Source organism: Amycolatopsis sp. NPDC039088, assembly GCF_055598845.1.
This window is the reverse complement of sequence record NZ_JBVKAE010000016.1, coordinates 56810-74788: the sequence shown is the minus strand read 5'-3', so window position 1 is coordinate 74788 and position 17979 is coordinate 56810. Positions and strand designations below refer to the sequence as shown.

Annotated in this window: 13 protein-coding genes; 3 read left to right on the top strand and 10 right to left on the bottom strand. The window is 68.9% G+C overall.

Annotation, left to right across the window (positions count from 1 at the left end; all coding sequences use genetic code 11):
- Position 1: 1 nt before the first annotated feature.
- From ACZ7KI_RS21465 to ACZ7KI_RS21450, 4 genes are all read right to left on the bottom strand, one after another.
- Positions 2–511 (bottom strand): SRPBCC family protein, encoded by a 510-nt coding sequence (locus tag ACZ7KI_RS21465; protein ID WP_470274874.1) that lies wholly within the window; start codon positions 509–511, stop codon positions 2–4.
- Between the two features lie 85 nt (positions 512–596).
- On the bottom strand, positions 597–1055 hold the full coding sequence (locus tag ACZ7KI_RS21460; protein WP_470274873.1) for a hypothetical protein: 459 nt from the start codon (positions 1053–1055) through the stop codon (positions 597–599).
- A gap of 3 nt (positions 1056–1058) precedes the next feature.
- Positions 1059–3401 carry a molybdopterin oxidoreductase family protein gene (locus ACZ7KI_RS21455; RefSeq protein WP_470274872.1) on the bottom strand — a complete coding sequence of 781 codons (2343 nt, stop codon included), beginning with the start codon at positions 3399–3401 and terminating at the stop codon, positions 1059–1061.
- Positions 3402–3456: 55 nt separating this feature from the next.
- A complete protein-coding gene (locus ACZ7KI_RS21450; RefSeq protein ID WP_470274959.1) occupies positions 3457–4092 on the bottom strand; it encodes a DUF4230 domain-containing protein in 636 nt (211 codons plus the stop codon).
- A 110-nt stretch (positions 4093–4202) separates the two neighbouring features.
- On the opposite strand from ACZ7KI_RS21450, the gene mptB reads away from it, so the two are divergent.
- On the top strand, positions 4203–5642 hold the full coding sequence (gene mptB, locus ACZ7KI_RS21445) for a polyprenol phosphomannose-dependent alpha 1,6 mannosyltransferase MptB (RefSeq protein ID WP_470274871.1): 1440 nt from the start codon (positions 4203–4205) through the stop codon (positions 5640–5642).
- On the opposite strand, the gene ACZ7KI_RS21440 is transcribed toward mptB, so the two are convergent.
- Positions 5546–6091 carry an SRPBCC family protein gene (locus tag ACZ7KI_RS21440; protein WP_470274870.1) on the bottom strand — a complete coding sequence of 182 codons (546 nt, stop codon included), beginning with the start codon at positions 6089–6091 and terminating at the stop codon, positions 5546–5548. The genes mptB and ACZ7KI_RS21440 overlap by 97 nt on opposite strands.
- A 72-nt stretch (positions 6092–6163) precedes the next feature.
- Between ACZ7KI_RS21440 and ACZ7KI_RS21435 the strand changes: the two genes are divergently transcribed.
- Positions 6164–6745: a TetR/AcrR family transcriptional regulator gene (locus ACZ7KI_RS21435; protein ID WP_470274869.1), complete on the top strand. Its 582-nt coding sequence runs from the start codon at positions 6164–6166 to the stop codon at positions 6743–6745.
- Between the two features lie 15 nt (positions 6746–6760).
- On the opposite strand, the gene ACZ7KI_RS21430 is transcribed toward ACZ7KI_RS21435, so the two are convergent.
- Genes ACZ7KI_RS21430 through ACZ7KI_RS21415 form a run of 4 tightly spaced genes read right to left on the bottom strand, consistent with a single transcriptional unit; the run spans position 6761 to position 15861 of the window.
- On the bottom strand, positions 6761–7741 hold the full coding sequence (locus ACZ7KI_RS21430; RefSeq protein ID WP_470274868.1) for a hypothetical protein: 981 nt from the start codon (positions 7739–7741) through the stop codon (positions 6761–6763).
- 29 nt (positions 7742–7770) lie between these two features.
- On the bottom strand, positions 7771–12384 hold the full coding sequence (locus tag ACZ7KI_RS21425; RefSeq protein WP_470274867.1) for a hypothetical protein: 4614 nt from the start codon (positions 12382–12384) through the stop codon (positions 7771–7773).
- The gene (locus ACZ7KI_RS21420; protein ID WP_470274866.1) at positions 12381–14519 is read right to left on the bottom strand and encodes a CHAT domain-containing protein; all 2139 of its coding nucleotides are present in this window, start codon (positions 14517–14519) and stop codon (positions 12381–12383) included. Before ACZ7KI_RS21420 ends, ACZ7KI_RS21425 begins: the two co-directional genes overlap by 4 nt.
- Complete coding sequence (locus ACZ7KI_RS21415) at positions 14506–15861, bottom strand: hypothetical protein (protein ID WP_470274865.1); 1356 nt, start codon at positions 15859–15861, stop codon at positions 14506–14508. The genes ACZ7KI_RS21420 and ACZ7KI_RS21415 overlap by 14 nt, the downstream gene beginning before the upstream one ends.
- 423 nt (positions 15862–16284) lie before the next feature.
- On the opposite strand from ACZ7KI_RS21415, the gene ACZ7KI_RS21410 reads away from it, so the two are divergent.
- Complete coding sequence (locus ACZ7KI_RS21410; RefSeq protein WP_470274864.1) at positions 16285–16485, top strand: DMT family transporter; 201 nt, start codon at positions 16285–16287, stop codon at positions 16483–16485.
- An 89-nt stretch (positions 16486–16574) separates the two neighbouring features.
- Here ACZ7KI_RS21410 and ACZ7KI_RS21405 read toward each other — a convergent pair whose 3' ends face one another.
- The gene (locus tag ACZ7KI_RS21405; RefSeq protein WP_470274863.1) at positions 16575–17918 is read right to left on the bottom strand and encodes a carbohydrate-binding protein; all 1344 of its coding nucleotides are present in this window, start codon (positions 17916–17918) and stop codon (positions 16575–16577) included.
- Positions 17919–17979 lie beyond the last annotated feature (61 nt).

The window sequence follows — 17979 nt, the reverse complement described above, 5'->3', positions numbered from 1 at the left end:
TCTAAACGCGCCACTCACGGCCCTCGACGCGGGCCTTCACCCGCCGCAAGGTGGCGGCGATATTGGACCGGTTGGTCCCGGCGCGGTCGGGCTGGCCGGTGATCAGGATGGCGAACGGGACGAACCACGGCGGCACCCGCAGCCAGTTCGTCACGGTGACGACGCTGCCGTCGCCGTCGGGCCGGATCTCGTACTCCCAGCGGGAAATCGGCACGAAGAACGGCGTGCGCACCCGATAGGCGAACCGGCGGCCGGGCTCGGCTTCGGTGATCTCGGCGTGGGTCACCCAGCGCCGCCATCCGTTGCGATTGCTGCCGGAGAACCAGTTCCCGACGGCGGCTTCGCTCGCGCCCCGGATCCAGCGGGCCTTCCGGAGCTCCTCCGCGCACTCGGCCATCGCGACGGGGTCACTGACCAGCCGGTACACCTTCTCCGGCGAGGCGTCGACCGAAACCTCTCCGGTGGCGAGCGGCTCGGTATAGGTCAGGGTGTGTCTCGGCTTCGTCACCATCGCGCCTCCCGTCGACCTCGCCAGCCCACCAGGACGCGGTGGCACGGTCAAGGCCGTCGCGGCAAGTGCAGCACGTTCGCGAAGATCATCGTGCGGCGATGAGTGTTTGAGGAGCGCTCTGCTTCATCCGCGTACGAATCCAGGTCAGCTGGCGCGCGGTCTCCTCTTCGCGGTTTTCGACGAGGTCGAGCAGCTCTCGATCACGCAACCCCTGGGCGGCCTGACCGACGACGGTCCAGGTGATATCGGTGAACGACGCGAGAGCGTAGAGGTCCTGCAGATCCCGCAGCAATCCGACCGGGCCCCCGCGGGTGGTTTCCAAGCCCGCGGCGTGAAGCCGTTCCGGCTCCTCCTCCCGATCTTCGCCGTAGCGCTCGACGATCGGGGTGAGGGCCTCGGCCTGCCGGTCGATCCGCCCGGCGAGCAGCAGGCAGGTCTGCTGGACGTCGGGCTCTTCACCGTGGCCGCGGCCGACTTCGCGGAGGGCGTCGGCGAGAGTGGTCAGTGAAGTGCGCAGAAGGCCGAGATAGGTCGCGAGATGCACGGGTCAGCCCTCCACCCTGCTGACGCGGACGGCACTGATCTTGAACAACGGCTGTTTGGACACCGGATCCCATTCGGTCATGGTCAGTTCGTTGGCGGCGCGGGGGCGGCCCTCGCCGTCGGTGTCCCAATAGCCGTAATGGAACGGCAGGAAGACGACGCCGGGACGGACCCGCCCGATCCGGACCGGGACCTCGACACCGCCTCTGACGGACTCGACCCGGACGAGATCCCCGTCCGTGACCCCGAGGTCGGCGGCGTCGGCCGCGGCCAGTTCCGCCCAAGGTTCCGGTGCGGCACGCCGGAGGTGCCGGGCGCGGCCGGTCTTGGTCCGGGTGTGGAAGTGGTAGACCGTGCGCCCGGTCGTGCACACGAAGGGGTACTCCTCGCCGGGTTCCTCCGGTGGAGGCGTGTATTCCACCGCTTTGAGGAAAGCGCGCCCGTCCGGACGCGAGGCCTGGTGTTCCTGCGCCGAAACCGTCCCGCCGGTGAGGAGGTCGTGGCCGTAGTCCTCGCACTCGTCGGTCCGGGTGGCGAAAACGCCGTCCTGGTACAGCCGTTCGGTACCGTCCGGCCGATCCGAGTCACAAGGCCATTGGATCCCGCTGCCACCGCGGAGTTTCTCGTACGACAGGCCGGTGTAGTCGCACAACCGGCCACGACTGCACTCCTGCCAGGCCTGGAAGGCCGCTTCGGGCGTTTCCCAGCTGATCAGCGGATCGCCGTCGCGGTCCCGGAAGTCCATCCGTCGCGCGTAGTCGAGGAAGACCTCCAGATCGGGGCGCGCCTCACCGGGCGGATCGACGGCCTTCTCCGAAAGGTGCACCGTGCGGTTGGCGTTGGTGAACGTCCCCTGCTTCTCACCCCAGAACGCGGCGGGCAGGACGACGTCGGCGTACTCGGCCGTCTCGGTCCGGAAGCCGTCCTGCACCACGACGAACAGCTCCTCCTTGCCGAGGATGTCCCGGATACGCGGAAGTTCCGGCATGGACACCGCCGGATTGGTCGCCGAGATCCAGAGGAACCGGATCGAACCCTGCTCGGCGTACCGCCAGATCTGCATGGCGTGCGTCGGCGGCGCCCAATGCGGGATGGTCGACTCCTCGACGTTCCACAGTTCGGCCAGCTGCCGGACATGCTCGGGGTTCTGCCAGTTGCGGAATCCCGGAAGGTCGCCGTCGGCGCCGCATTCGCGGGTGTTCTGCGCGGTGGGCTGCCCGTTCATCTGCAACACCCCGCCACCGCGTTTGCCGATCATCCCCCGCAGCAGATGCAGGTTGTTGACCTGGCAGGCCGCCGCGGTGGCCTGATGCGACTGGTAGAAGCCCTGCAACACGGTCGACAGCACCCGCTCGGACGTACCGAAGATCTCCGCGGCCCGCACCAGGGCGTCCGCGTCGATCCCGCACACCTCGGCGACGTGGCGCGGGGTGTACGGCTCGACGGTCGTCTCGAGTTCGGAGAAGCCGAGAGTATGCGCGGAGACGTAGTCCTCGTCGATCCACTTGTTCACGATCAGCTCGCGGATCAGGCCGTTCATCAGGGCCTGGTTCGTACCGGGCAGTGGAGCGAGATGGACACCACCGGACGTCTTCGCGGCTTCGGCGACCTTCGTCGTCCGCGGGTCGACGGCGACCACTACCGGCGGTTCGGGCCCGGCGAGCCGGTCCAGCACCCGCGACCACAGCACGGTCTGCGTCTCCGCCATGTTGTGGCCGAACAGGAACAGCGCGTCGCAGTGGTCGATGTCGGCATAGGTGCCGGGTTGACCGTCCGAGCCGAAGCTCTCCTTCATCGCGGCGACGGAGGTGGCCGTGCACAATCTGGTGTTGCCGTCCATATGGGGTGTCCCCAGCCCGGCCTTGCCGATGACCCCGAGTGTGTAGTACTCCTCCAAGAACAGCTGGCCGCTCGTGTAGAAGCCGTGCGACAGCGGCCCGGATTCGGCCAGCAGCTCCTTCGAGCGCCGTACGATCAGCTCCATCGCGGTGTCCCAGCCGGACTCCACCAGTTCGCCGTCGCGACGGATCAGCGGCCGGGTCAACCGGTCCTTTCCGTTCCATTGCCACGAGCCGTACAGGCCTTTGGGGCCCATCCGGCCGTGGTTGACCAAGTCGGTCTCGCGGCCGCGCACGCCGACCAGCCGGCCGTCCTTGACCGCGATGTCGCAGGCGCATCCGTTACTGCACAGCACACAGGCCGACTGGACCCAGCTGTCGACGGCGGATTCCCCGATGCCGTCCTCGAGGTGGAGATCCACCCTGCGTGGCCAGGCGGCTTCGCGCGCGTACGGGGTCCGTTCTCCCCAGACCTCCGCGATCCTCTCTGGCACCGGGTCGGCGTTCATGCAGAGGCGATACCACCGGCCTCACCAGCCGAAACACCGGACAAAGCGGACGCGCTCAGCCGGCTGGCTCCGCCGGGAACGTCACCTGGAAGCCGAGTGCCGTGAGCATCCCGGTGAGCATCGCCTTCGTATTGGCCCTCGCCCGCTCGATCAGGCCGGAACGCTGCGCGGCGTCGGCAATCCGTTTCTCGGCGGCCACGTAGAACTGTTGTTGCTGTGGCACGGACACCACCGCAGACAGCCGGTCGATCAGACCACGCTCCTGGCCGAAGACGTAGCTGCGCTCATTGTCCAGATTGGGTTTCGCCAGCTGAGGCTCCGGCAACCGCACCTCGACCGACCGGCGGTCCTCCGAGACGGTGAGCGCGTTCTCGATCATCGGCCCGAAATCGACGTACGCGTCGACCGAACCCGCCGCCACGAACAGGGTCCGTTCCCCGGCGATGCTCGCGGGCACCCACTTGACGTCCTTTTCGATGTCGACGATGACCTGGTAGTCGCCGACCGCCGCGTGGTACTGGCTCAGATCGCGGACGGCCTGAAGTACCGCCGGCTGTGAACGGTCCACAGTGGACGTTCCGAACGGGTCGAGCTTCGGCAGCAACCCGGTGAGCTGCAAGGCCGCCGCGACCACCAGGATTCCGGCCAGGGCGAACGCCCCGAGGCGCACCCAGCGTTTCTTCACGCCCACCACCGCCTCTCCTGGCCATGGGTACCCGTCGGACACCGGACTGAAGCGTCCAGAACCGTTTCTCGGACGTTCGGCGGAACCGGCTTTCGCACTTGGCGTAGTTTGGCCGCATGCAGAACGTCTTGCCCGCGCCGGAGAAGACCGGGCTGACCATCGGGACGCTGCACTGGGCGGGGTTCACCGGAATCGTCGTGCTGGTGCTGGTCACGTCCGGGGTCGGCCTGCCATCGGTGCTGGTGGTGACACTCGGCGTCGCCGGGATGGCCACCCTCGTGCTCTCCTGGCTGGGCATCGGACGGCTCGCCGCCGCGCTGCCGCGGCGGCGGCTGTACTGGATCGCCGTCTCGTGGTGCGCGCCGCTGCTGGCCGCGCGCCCGCTGTTCAGCGGCGACATCAACAGCTATCTGGCGCAGGGGCTGATCGCGGCCAAGGGGATCGACACCTACCTCGTCGGCCCTGCCGAAGCGCTCGGCGCCGATTCGCCGGTGACCCTGTCGGTCAGCCACTACTGGCGGGACACGCCCGCGCCGTACGGTCCGGCGTTCGTCGCACTGGCCCGCACGATCGCCCATATCGCCGGTGACGACCTGGTCCCGACCGTGCTGCTGCACCGGTTGCTGGGGCTGGCGGGCATCGCGCTGATGGCGTGGGCACTCCCCCGCCTGGCAGGCCGCGTCGGTGTCCCACCGTCGATCGCGCTGTGGCTGGCCCTGCTCAACCCGTTGGTGCTGTGGCACATCGTGGCCGGTGTGCACAACGACGGGCTCATGGTCGGACTGATGGTCGCCGGACTGGAACTCGTCCTCATGGGCGCGGCGAAGACCGGCGCCGCCCGGCCGGCGTTGATCGCGGCCGGCGTGGTCGCGGTGAGCGCCGCCGCGAACGTGAAGATCGTGGCCGTCGCGGGTCTGCTGTTCGTCGGCGTCGACCTGTTCCGCCGGGCGACGCCCCTCGGCCGGGTGGCGGTGACACTCGGCCTGACGGGCGGATTCGCCGCGGTCACCGTGGCGATCTCACTCGGCAGCGGGCTCGGTTTCGGCTGGGTCCGGGTGCTGTCCGGGGTTTCCGGTCAGGTGCACAGCTGGATGGCGCCCACCAACGAACTCGGTTTCCTCGTCGGCGGGGTGGGCAAGCTCTTCGGAGCGGATCTGACCGACAGCGCGATCAAGGTCTTCTCGCTCATCGGCGCGATCCTCGGCTTGGCCGTCGGGGCCAGGCTGCTGTGGCTCACCTACCGGGAGAAGATGCACCCGCTCTACGGCGCGGGACTCACCTTCGCCGCGATGCTGGTCTTCGGGCCGGTCGTGCAGCCGTGGTATCTCCTGTGGACGGTCGCGCTGCTCGCCGTGAGCCTCACGACCGGCCGCGGCCGCTGGATCCTCGCCGGGATCAGCGCGGTCTTCGGCGTCCTGCTCCCGCCCGCGAACGGCGGTGCCCTGTCCTTGGCGCTGGGTTACCTGATCGCAGTCGTGCTCCTCGGCGGGATCTTGTTCGCGCTGAAACGAAAGAACCTCTTGCCGGAGATCAGGTTCCGCAAGAGCCGGACGTAAGGGCTCCACCGCGCGGGTGTCCGTACCGTACCGATGAGCTCGCGCTCGGCACGGTCCAGGCAGTCCTCCAGCAAGGCGTCGTGCATCGGCCGCCACAGCAGCGGATAGGTGTACCAAGCGGGATACCGGAGTCGCAACACCATGAGGTGCACGAGCTCGGTCTCCCCTGTTCCTGTCGGGCGCAGAGTGAATTCGTGAAATCCGTCGAACCCGCGCGGAGCGGTGAACCGGAACCGCACGGACTTCCCCGGTTCGTAGGACTCGACGACGTACCGCACCGGCCCGTGCCCGCCGTCGGCCCCCGTTCCGAGCTGCCGATCGAACCGCATCGGCGGCCACGCGGCGACGGGCCAAAGCCGATCGTCGTCACCGGCCAGTGTGTCGATCAGTGCGCCGACGCGCTCCTGTGACACGGCGAAAATCCGGGAATGCCTGTTCCATACGCGCATCGCGCTCCCCGTCCCTTCAGACCCATTCTAGAGACCTTCCACTAAAACCATAGTAGAGGATAGTCTCTGATAATGGGACGGCCACCGCGGCACAACGCCGACGACTTCCTCGACGCCGCGATCCAGCTCTTCGCCACCAACGGGATCGCGGCGGTGACCATGTCGGCCGTCGCCCGCGAGGTAGGCGCGCCGAGCGGGTCGATCTACCACCGCTTCCCCGGACGTCCGGCCCTCCTCGCGGCCGTCTGGCTCCGCACCCTGGCCCGCTTCCAGCAGGGTTACCTCGCGGTGCTCGAACAGGAACCGACCATCGAGGCGGCGGTCGAGGCCGCGGCACAGGTCGTCCGCTGGTGCCGGGCCCATCCCGCCGAGGGCAAACTGCTCTACGAAGGTGACCGCGCTCTCGGCGTCGACGATTGGACCGCCGAAGACCGTGCCCGCGCCGACGAGGCCAACCACCGGCTCGACACGGCGCTCACCAAGGTCGTACGGCGGCTGCGCCCGCTGACCGGCCGGAGCACCGACGAACTGATGCTGGCCCTCGTGGACCTCCCCTACGCCGCGGTACGGCGGTACCTCGACCGCGGGGAGGCGCCACCGCCCCGCACCGTCGATCTGGTGGCCAAGACCACCCGCACACTTCTGTCGGGATGATGGGGCGTGCCCGGTTCACGCCAGGAGGTCGTCAAGGGTCAGCTTCGCGACCTCCTCGGCGTCCGGGAGCAGCCGTGCCGGTACCGGATCGAAGCCCCCGCCCTCCTGCGGGACCGCGCCGAGTTCCTTGACCAGGTCGATCTGATCCGCCACGTACTTCGCGAGCCTGAACCGGTCGCGGGCGATGAGATCGGCCGAGCCGACGGCTTCGGTGATGGCCAGCGCACGGATCTGCTTGAACCGCTCCACCTCACCGGACAACCATTCGGTGGCGGCGCGCTGCTGGAGTGACGCCAGCTGCGGGAAACGCAGTTCGTCGTGCTCGGTCCGGCATTCGACGCGCAGGACGAGATAGTCGAACCCGGCGAGGAGGCCGGAGTCGCTCCGCAGCCTGCCGTTCTCGATCCGGAGGCCGGCGGGAAGTTCGTGCTCCTGGGCCTTGATGAGCACGAGGCTCCCGGAGCGCAGAACCTGCCCGCCGCCGCCGTCGGAGACCAGCGTGTGGTGCAGGCCGAGGACCGGAGCCTCCTTCTCCGCGTCCAGCACGATGCCGAGACCCTGGGAGATCTTGTCCGCGATGTCGGCGGCCACGCTGAGCGGCGGTCCGATCAGCGAGGCCAGCTTGCCGCCGATCTCGACCGCCGCGGCCAGCGGTCCGGCGACCGTGGCGCGGTAAAGCCCCGCTTCCAGCTCGACGGTGCCACCGACGAACGGAAGCAGTGTCGTCATCGGGTAATCCAGATACACCCCGGCCGAAAGCGGCGCCGAGGGTTTGGTGAAACGCGTGAACGGCGTCGCGCGCCCGGCGAAGGTGAGCGTCACCCCGCCGTGCAGGGCCGGGAAGTGGTCGTTACCCCAGCTGCCGGCGGTCGCGAGAAACCCTTCGGCCAGCCACAACCGGACATACCCTTCGCCCGGGTCCAAGGGCTCGGCGCCTTCGTCGGCGTAGAACTTCAAGGTGAGCTGTTTCGCGTTGGTGGTGAACCAGCTCCTCACCTGCTCTCCGACTTTGCGGATGCGTCCGTTCATGAGGTTCCCTTTCTCTTGTCCCGCAAGAAGAACAGCACGTCGAGGCAGGCGTACGGCGGGTCGGTTCCGGCGCGTTCCGCCTTGTACACCATCGTCTTGATATCGGCGACAAGGCTGACCAGGGCCGGCTCGATCAACACTCCGAAGCTGCCCGCCGCCCGCCAGATCATCTCGACGGCGTCCTTGGCGAGCCGGTCCGGCAACGGGGGAATGACCAGCACCGCGTCGACAGCCTTGTCCATCGCCGCCGTCGCCGCACGGACGAACAGGTCGTGTGCTCCTCCCAACGGTGTCGGCGGTCCGTCCACCGGATCCGCCTGCAACACCACCAAAGCCACCGGATCCTTGGTCAGGGCGTGCAGATCGAAGAGGTCTTCGCGGCTGTTCGAACCCCGGCTCGACGCGCGGCTCGATTCCCCGGTCGTGTCACGGACGCGGAATTGCCAGCCCGCCGACGAGCGCACCGGGGTGCCCACCACGTGCACCAGCCGTTTGAAACCGGGCATGTCCTCGTTCCACACGAGGCCGGGCCAGAGGCTCACCGGCGCGCGGAGGAGCGCTCCACCGCGCCGCCTGCTCGGCGCGTCCGCCTCCGTGATCGGTCCGGGAAGCCATCGGGTCCACACGACGCGGTGCGCGTCCATCGCCCGCATCGCCGTGCCGAGGCGGTGTTCCCACGGAACGACGAATTGGCCATCGCGCGGGATCTCCAGGAGGACGATCGTGATGGTGCTCGGGAGCACCAGGTTCACCAGGCGGTCCATCGCGTCCGATGGAAGGGATCGTTCGCTTTCGGGCTCGAAGACCTCCGACCAGAACGGGGTGGCGAGAACACTCCGCCTGCGAGCCCTTTTCGCTTCCACGCCGAGCTTGCGGAGTTCTCGGCCGTAGTAGCCGGTCAAGTGAGCCCGCTCATGCTCCAGCCGGATCTCCAGCCGTCGCACCGTGGATCCCTCGTAAGCCGATCCCAGACTGGTCAAGGCCGCCAGCGCCGTCACCCCCACTCCCAGTCCGATCACCCAGCCGGCGGAACCTCCCGCCACCGCGGCGAACACCGACGCGATCACACCGAGAGTGAGGCACAGGTACAGCTCGAAGCGGAGCTGGCGCCAGGTGTGCCCCGCCACCCATCGCCGGCACCGGTGGGCATACGCCCCCAAGGTGCCGTTAAGGAACCTCGGCAGCGCCGAGAAAACGGTGGTGGACAGGCTACGGCGCTTGCGCCGCACCCGAGCCGCCTGCGGCATCTCGATGGACGGTCCACGCAACGACCGCGCGCGATCGGCTCCCTCGGTGAAGCCGGACGACGAGAGTGCTTCCTCCGCGAACTCCAATCTGAGCAGGGCTTCCTGAGGATGGCCCAGTTTCGTCTGGATCTCCCCGGCCATGAGCTGAACGCGTCCTGCCGCGAGCAGGCCCTCGACGGGGAGCGTCGACGCGGCCCGTGGGGGCCTGAGGGTTTCGGCTTCCCAATGGTCGAGGTGATCGGTGGCCCACCGGTCGACCTCCACCGATTCCGGTGGTGTCCCACGTGGATCGCACCGCCAGCGTCCGAACGGCGTGCAGAGCTCACGCCAGTCGCCGAGGGAATTCCCGGACAACCGGAGCACCAGCCACGCCTCGTCGCGCAACCTCGGCGTGCCCTCGTAGGCGAGGCTCCTGACATGCCCGTGCCGCTGTGTCCCTTCCTGGCGGCACAACCGGAGCAGGGCGAGGTCGCAGGACTCGATGAGTTCCGCCTGATCGCCCTCGGCGACGGCCAGCTTCCGTTGTCGTTCGAGCAGTTCCGCGGCCCGGTCGTAGTCACCCCGCAGCCCCATCGCGTCGGCGATGGCCACCACCAGCGGGCGGCCGAAACCGTTGTGCAGCCAGGAGACCGGCCTGCCGGAGAGCCGTTCCAGCCGGTACTGGGGGATCGTGACGAAGGCGGTCGACGCCAGCTCGTAATCGAGCAGCGCGGCCCGTAGCCGGTCGGCGTCGATGTCGTTGTCAGCGAGCTGAAGGTCCCCGGACCAGGATCGCCACTCGCTGCCGAGCAAGGGCTCGCCACCGTAGAGCGCGATCAGTACCCGCATCAGCCGCAGCCGCTCCAGCAGCCCGCGGGGAACGACCCAGTCCGCGTACTCGGGCAACCCCCAGAGGTTCCGGTCCTCGTCACGCAGGCGGTTCGTCGCGCGCTCCAGCTCCGCCAGCACCGGCCGTTCGACATCGCGTCGCAACCAGAGCCCGGCCAGCAGGATCGCGGCCGCGGCGGCGATCCTGGGCTGCGCCCGCTCGATCAAGCGTTCCAGCACCTCCCCGAGCAACAAGAAGAAGACAGGTGACGCGGGCCGCGTGATCAGGTTCTCCACCGCGGCGACCATCGAATCCGCCGGGACCGCCGAATCGTCGATAAGGCACAGCTCGAGGAAGGAAGCGACGTGGTCGGGTACGTCGCCGGACTCGTCCACCGAGATCTGCCCGAGCCGAGCGCGGAACTGGAGCGTCGCCGAGCCCTTTCCCGGCATTCTCGCCGCATGGTCCTCGACTCCGGACCACAATCCCTCGAGGCCATCGCGGTGTCCATTGTGGACCCGGGCAGCGGCGGCGGTCGCCAGCACCGCGGCCAGGATCGTCGGGCCGCCGGAGGTCACCCTGGCCTGTTCCATCGCGGCGACCCGCGCGGCCACCCCCTCCGCCCACGCCCACTCACGCCGGGACACGATCGCGTCGTCGAGCCAGCGCCACAGTTCCGCCGCTTCTTCGGGAGGGAGCAGGCGGATGGCCGCCACCACGGTCTCCGTCGCCACCTCGGAGAAAGGCTTCTGCTTGATCACCGCGGCGGCGTCGCGGCCGAGTGCGTGCGGGTCGGGCGAAGGGCGTTCCGGCGACCGGTCCAGGACCGCACGAAGCCGTTCACGGATGTGCTCGTCGATCTCGATCACGCTGGGCATGCCGTCCCGGCCCAGTTTGCGGACGTTCACCCATTCCTGTGCCGCGAGCCCGTCGAAGGCCGCCTTGACGTCGACCCTGGCCCGGGTGAGCGCGGGAGTGATCAGATCACGGTCGAATTCCCCGAACGCGGCGGCGACGGGGAGCGCCGAGTTGACCTGCCGGTCCTGGATGCGCGCCAGGATACGGCGCTCCACATAAGGGTCCTTGTCCTTGCCGGTGAGTCCGGCGAGGTCGAGCCCGGGTTCGTCGCGGATCCAATCACAGAGCCCCGCGAGTTCGAACGGGTTGTACCGGCCGTCCTCCAGCGATCGGTCCAGCAGCGCGGACCACACGTGAACCGGCACCTCACGTTCGGCGAGATACCCCTCCGCGTCGGAGCGGGTGAAGCCACGCGTGGGCACGACCCGGACATGCTCGCGCACTTCCAGGCTCGGACCCCCGTGCGGTCCGTCGCCCGGGGCCGACACCAGTTTGCGACGCCCGGCGAACAGGACCCGGACGCTCGGCACCTGGTCGTGCAACCGTTCCACCAGATCGAAGGTCTGGTCGATGGCGGGCGCCTGCGCACCCGGCGCGTAGAGCTTCGCGAGTTCTTCGCAGGTGTCCAAGACGAGTACGACCGGTTCCGGGAGACGCCGCACGAAATCCGCGAACCGCTCGATGGCCTCCAGCCGCAGCCGTTCCGCGTGCCCGGGATCCGGGAAAGACCGGGACAGCTCTTCGTGCAAGGCGTCGGCGGCGTCGCGGACCGCACGGTAGCGGTGCTCGGCGTCGCGGGTGGTCGCGAAGCCGAGCAACTCGTCGGTCATCGCGAGCAGCAGCTCCCCCGGGCGGCGCTCCGGGTATCTCGGATCGAGGTGGTCGAAGTCCACGCGCGCCACCGGGAACCGTCCGAGCCCGCGATCCCCGGCCAGCTTGCCCGAAGCGAGGTAGCGGATGGCCATCGTCTTGCCGACGCCCGCGTTCCCGAGCAGATGCGCGGCCCATTTGCCCTCACGGCCGTGGATCAGCTCTTCGAGGACGTCCTCGATCTCGCTCCGCCGGTGATAGCCGCTCAGATGGCCGAGGTCGTCCTTCGTCCGGTATTCGCGATCCAGCCGCCACTGCGCACGTTTCACCGCGTCTTCGAGCGTGCCGCCGATGACGTCGCTGACCACGCGTGTGGTGGCGACGGTGGAAGCCGCGGCCGCGAGATCCCGGTCGCGCAGCAACCCTTCGACGCACTCCAGCAGCAGCGCGCCGGTGGGATCGGAGGAGAACCGCCGCACCAGCAACCAGATCCCGAAGCCGTCGTGCTTCAGCTTGCTGACCTCGCCGCAGAACAGGTTGTACTCGGCCTGCAGACGCTGGACGCCGAGTTTGTCCCGCAGGTAGTCGCCGACCTCCCGACGTCGCCTGGTGCGTATCCAGAACGGCCCCAGCGCGTCGCCGACGGCGGTGCGGGAGGCACGCCGCTCGATGAGATCGGCCTCAGCCAGCCTTTCGACCAGGCCGGGCAGTTCGCCCGGTCCCGTCAGCTGGAGCCGGACGGCGAGTTCGGGGGTCCATTCGGGCAAGAGGCTGACCCGGCACAGCGTCCGGGAATCGAGGTCCAGCTCGTCCAGCAACTCGGCGGCGGGATTGTCCTGCCACTGCGTCAGCAGTCGCCGCAGCTCGTCCGGAAAATGCTCCATCATCGGCCCAATCCCAGAAATCGGTCCCAGGTCGCGAAGTCGTCGTCCGCGGCGAAACATTTGTTGACGTGCAGAAGGTTGGCGACCTTGCAGAAGATGCGTTCCTTGACCATCGCCGGTTTTCCTTCGAGGAAATCGAAGGCGGACCGCACGACCTCCCAGTCCGCGTCCGGTAGCGCGGCGTAGACCTTCCGGTATTTCTCGTCGTTCTTCAGCCACGGGTTCAGCAGGATCCATTGGAATCCCAGCAGGGCTTCGTCCGCCTCCAGCTCGTCCAGTGGCGGGAAGGCGTAGCCCGGCTGGCCGTACTTCAGATCGCTCAACGATCTCAGCAGCCGTCCGCCGTCGTCCTGGGAGGACGCGGTGAAGACGAACGGGGCCGGGCTGTCGACGGAACCGAGGCCCAGCTCCCCCGTCTTCTGGAGCCACGCCGCCAGTTCCCCTACGAACGGCCAGCGATGGACCTCGTCGGCGAGCACGACGACCCTGGTGTGCTCGCCGAACGGTTCGCCCCGCCCGGCCGCCACCCCGGCCAGCTTCTCGAAGTCCGTCTCCAGGCTTTCCTTGGCCAGTGCTGGTTTCAGCTCCCCGGTACCGCGGCACAGGCCGTCCAGCGCCTCGATGTGGTTGCGCATGCGCAGCCGGGCGTCCGGCTCGTCTGCTGCCGGGTACTCCGGTTCGAGCAGGTCGAAGCGGGGCACGGTGAGGCCGAGCCGTTTGGAGAGATCCTTCAGTTTGTCGTAGATCTCGAAGAGGAACTTGCGGAGGTCGCCCGGTTCGGCCCCGAGCCCGTATGGGCCCAGCAGCACCGGAAGATGTCCGCGCATCAGCAGCTGATACCCCATTTCCCGGAGCAGCCGGGTCCCGCCGAGACGCTCCAGCGAGCCGTCGCGGAGCACGCCGATCACGCCGAGCGGGTTGGTGTGGTCGAACATGTCGTCGACGTGGCCGAGTATCGCGTCCCGGCCGATGAACACCGGTGGCACCCGCAGCTCCAGCTGCCTGGCCGCCTTCGTCAGCCACTCGGCGGAGTCGCGGTTCACCGGCCGGAAGGCGGGATCGACCGATTCGGAGACGAACAGCGCGGGCATCGCCCAATCCAGCTGCAGACCGGGTTCGGTCCGGGACAACGCCGCCTGACGTCCTTGCGCGACGGCCTTCGCGAGCGGCGTCCCGTCGCTGATCGCCTCCACCAGGCGTTTGCTGTAGAGCCGGCAGGCCTGCTCGCTCACTTCACCCGCGACAGCGGACACGATGGGGATGCCCGCCGCCACCAGTTCCGCGGCGAGCGGTCCGGCCGGGGTCGGTTCCGCCAGCCCGCCCGAACCCGTGCGGCAGGCGCTCAGCACCACCGCGAGCGGCCGCGACGTCCTGGTCATGGCCGGGACGAGCACGTCGGCGCCCGCCCATTCCCCCTTGGCCAGCTTCAGCTTGCCGTGTCCGTCGACGACGTCGCCGTGGGCGACCAGGTGCACGACGTCCGGCTGGAATTCCGCGCAGTGGCGGGCGAGTTCCTCGCTGTCGACGCTCTGTACCGCCTTGGCCGCGCAGACCCCGTCGGCGTCGAAGGCGCGCACCAGGCCCATGAACATCGCGCCGGGCCGGATCGTGTCGTCCAGCAAGGCACCACCGACCGCGAAGAGCACCCTGGGAGTCCGCTCGATCGTCTGGACCGGGCCGGTCCGCACCGGCACCAGCCGGGTGATCGCGACCAGCAGATCGGGATCGTTGGCCAGCGGGATACCCTCGTGGCTCATGGCTTCCCAGGTGAGCTGATGCAGCGCGGTGTCGTCGACGGGCCAGCGCAGCGCCAGCTCCACCCCACGGGCCGTGACGACGCACGGAAGCTTGCGGACATCGGCCCAGACGGGCTCCAGAAGGCTGTGGAAGAGCCATTCGCCATAGGCGCAGACATCGCCCGCGACGGTCGCCCGGTCGTCGATCCGCGCCAGCCTGCCGGAAAGGTCCCCGAGGTCGAGGTCACCGCGATGGGGCAGGGTGAATTCGCGGCCGCCGACGTCCATCGTCACGGCGTCCAGCTCGAATCGCTCGTCGACGCCGTCGCCGGTGACCGTGACGGTCCAGCCGGGGCCGGGGTCACGGCGAGCCACATCGACGACGACTCTAGGCAGGTTCACCTTCGGCGGCCCTTTCGATCAGCAGTTCCCCGAGCGCGTCCGCCAAGGTCTCGACGTCCGTCTCCGGTGACGGGGCGAGCAGGCCCGGGACGCCGCTGCGGCCGAGCAGGGACAGCAACGCCGTATGCAGCCTCCCGGTCACGGCATCCCCGGCCGCCGGGGTGAGAGCGCGATAGCGGTGTACCGCCGCGGCGATCAGCAGCCGCGGGGCCCGGCGCGTTTCGATCGCGCCGATCGCCGGTTCGGGCCTGGTCAGCTGCTCGGACCAGGCGCGCACACTCGGGCCGGTACCGATGACTTCGTCCAGTGCCAGACAACGCAGTCTCGCGTCACCGAGCGGAAGATCCAGCAGAGCGGCGACGACGGCGGGGACAACGGCCAGCTGCGGCGCGGTCTTCGCGTCCTCGACGGTGGCCGCGTCGGCGGCGCACGGGATACCGGCGGGCGCGCCGAGCGCCTTGAGCGTCTCGCCCAGCAACGCCAGCCGCACCAACGGCGGCGGGTATCCCCCGCTCGCCAGCGACATCCCGGACCGCGGGCCGAACTGCAACTCGTCGATCGCCCACGCGGCCGCCGGCCCGACCATGAGGAGCGAGAACACGTCCGCGAACACCTCGTTGTGCCAGGCGACCCAGTTCGCGGCCAGGCTCGGCGGAACCGCCTCCCGGAGCGCTTGCCGCACCGGAACACCGAGATCGAGATCGTGGAGCACGTGGTGTCCCGTCTCATGGGCGGCGAGCACGACCCACCATCCTTCGCGTACCGCCTGCTCCGGCAGGGCGATCACCGGGATCGGCAACCGGTCCACGAATTCCATCAGTGGATCGTCGGACGGCGGCTTGAGTTCCGTCGGCAGGTCACACCGGCGGCGGGCCACGGCGTCCGTCCGGTTGTCGACGAAGCACAGTGGTCCGGTGGGTGGTTTCCGGCCCGCCGCGGCGAATCCCGCGCTCCAGCAGCTTCGCGCGAGTTCGTCCGCCGCGGCGAGCACGGCCTGACGACCACCCGCCGCGCGCTGGTCGTACTTCTCCGCGTACCAGAGGAAAAGGCGTCTCAAGGTGGTGAGGCCACGATCGACGCGGCGGCAATACGCATAGCCCTCGGCCGCATCTCCGGAAACCGCCTCGATCTCGGCGCGCAATCGGGAGCACATCCGCGTCAGCGTGATTTCCAGAGTCCGTAAATGAGACGAGAAGCGCCGGAACACCGGATTGCCCGAGCGGCTCGCCAGCCAGGCGCCGATCTCGGCGTCCAGCGCGTCCATCGCGGCCGCGGTGCGGGCTACGCGACGAGACAGACGCCCGGTGTCGAAATCGAGCGTATCCGGGGGCCGTCCGATCATGGACACTTTTCCTCCAGCACTTGCCGACACCGGTCAGTCGGCAAGCGACCGCGAAGGGTTACACCCGAACGGAGGAATTGCGGTAACTTTCGATCCTTTCCGAAAAGCGGCGAAAATCGTTATCCCTTGACGGGTCCCCGGCCCGGGGTAGCAAGGCCTCCTTGCCTACCCTGACGGTAGTGAAGGAGGCTTTCGCTACCGTCAGATGTGATCCCTGGTGACGGTGGGGCGGCTGTGACCTTGGCGGCCGGTCGCCCGGCCGAGACGCGACACGTTTGCCTTACCCCTCAATAAATGTCGTACGTCGATGCCTTGACCGTCCACAATGGCGCTTCGTTTGGTGATCCTCCTCGACCCCGCGGGCGCCCGCGGGGTCTTTGTGCGATCCTGGGTCCGGAACCTCGTGATCGAGGTCCCGGACGAGTGGGTGCGGGCAGGTCCGAGGGACTGTCGCGGCTGACCCCGTCGCTCATCTTCGGCGTATCACTGGCGGCGAGCATGGTCGGCCTCGGTTACGCGATGAAGGATCTCCCGTGGTCGGGCGCGGAAACCGTTTCGCTGGCCAGAATTCTGCTGATCGTGGGGATCGTCGCCTGTGTGGTGGGGCTGAAAGTCCTGCACTGAAACGAAAAGGGACCGTCCCCGACGCACGGACGACGTCGGGGACGGTCGGGTCCGGGCCACCCCTGCGTGTGACCCGGACGGCTAGGCGGTCAGGAGCGCGCCCAGAGGGCGGGGACGTTCGGCGGCTCCCAGCCGACCTGAGCGGTGTGCGCCTGCAGCGCGCGGTACGAAACGCCGTCGTAGGTCACCGTCGCGCCCACGGCGTAGGAGGTGCCCGCCGCCCAGGTGCCGCCCGGCGGGTTCGAGGTCGTCGGGCTGGTCGGGGTGGTGGTCGGCGTCGTGGTCGTGCTGGAGGGCGGGTTCGAGCCCGAAGTCAGCAGACGCAGGCTGTAGACGCTCAGGATCTCCGAGATCGGCTGGAAGTAGAACGTGCCGCCGGACGTGCAGTTGCCGGAACCACCGGAGGTGACGCCCTGCGCCTGGTCGCCGGCGATCCACGAACCGCCGGAGTCACCCGGCTCGGCGCAGGCGTTGGTCCGGGTGAGGCCGGAAACGGTGCCCTGCGGGTAGTTCACCGAAGCGTTCTTCTGCTGGATGGTGCCGCAGTGCCAGCCGGTGGTGGAACCGGAACGGCAGACCGAGGCACCGATCGCGGCTTCCTGCGATCCCGCGACCGGCACGGTGCCCGGGTAGCGGTTCACCAGCGGGCGCGGCGTGTTGCCGGCGTCCACGCGGACCCAGGCGTAGTCGTTGCCGGGAAAGCTGGAGCCCGCGACGGTTCCGCTCGGGTTCGAGGTGCGCGTTCCGGTCGTGCCGCAGTGGCCGGCGGTCACGAAGCCGCCCTCGACCGAGAAGCCGATCGAGCACCGGCCCGAACCGAACGTGTAGGCGTTGCCGCCGATGACGTCGATCAGCGGAACCGGGCTTTCGGTGCTGGTCTCGACCCGCACCGCGTCGGCCCGCACGCCGGACGCCGTCGCCCATGACTTCGCGGCGGCCTCGGCGCCGGCGTTGGCCAGCACGACGACGGAGTTGGTGGCGACGTCGGTGTACCAGCCCGGCACGCTCTTCGGCGCGCTGGATCCCTTGGTGTCCAACGACAGCTTCGCCGCGTCGAGTTGGGCTGCACTCCGCGCGACGGTCTTCGGGATCGCTCCGGCCGCGCGGACCGTGCCCTCCAGCGCCGCGTCGGTGACAGCGACGGTCAACGTGGTCCCGGCCGCGTCCAGCCAGGATCCGGCGTAGGACGAACCGAGGCTGGTCTTGAGGGCACTGTCGGCGCGTGCCGCCTTCTGCTCCGCCGCGAGGCGGGTTCTGGCCTGGTCCGGGCTGATCTTCAGGTCGCGCGACAGCGCCGCGGCGATCTCGGACTGGACCTGGTCCGCCGCCGAGACGGTCTGACCGGCGCTGGCGCTCGGCGTCAGCGCGACAGCCGCGACCAGCCCGGCGCCGGTGATGGCCGCCGCGGCGGCCGCTACGATCTTTCGGTTCATTTAGGCGCTTCCTCGACACGTACCGGAAGGGGATCTCGTCCCCGACCGTACGAGGCGCCTC

Bases quoted from the DNA above. Each gene is read 5' to 3' on its own strand.
- ACZ7KI_RS21465 (WP_470274874.1), bottom strand. From the start codon at position 511: ATGGTGACGAAGCCGAGACACACCCTGACCTATACCGAGCCGCTCGCC.
- ACZ7KI_RS21455 (WP_470274872.1), bottom strand. From the start codon at position 3,401: ATGAACGCCGACCCGGTGCCAGAGAGGATCGCGGAGGTCTGGGGAGAA.
- mptB (WP_470274871.1), top strand. From the start codon at position 4,203: ATGCAGAACGTCTTGCCCGCGCCGGAGAAGACCGGGCTGACCATCGGG.
- ACZ7KI_RS21440 (WP_470274870.1), bottom strand. From the start codon at position 6,091: ATGCGCGTATGGAACAGGCATTCCCGGATTTTCGCCGTGTCACAGGAG.
- ACZ7KI_RS21435 (WP_470274869.1), top strand. From the start codon at position 6,164: ATGGGACGGCCACCGCGGCACAACGCCGACGACTTCCTCGACGCCGCG.
- ACZ7KI_RS21425 (WP_470274867.1), bottom strand. From the start codon at position 12,384: ATGATGGAGCATTTTCCGGACGAGCTGCGGCGACTGCTGACGCAGTGG.
- ACZ7KI_RS21415 (WP_470274865.1), bottom strand. From the start codon at position 15,861: ATGATCGGACGGCCCCCGGATACGCTCGATTTCGACACCGGGCGTCTG.
- ACZ7KI_RS21405 (WP_470274863.1), bottom strand. From the start codon at position 17,918: ATGAACCGAAAGATCGTAGCGGCCGCCGCGGCGGCCATCACCGGCGCC.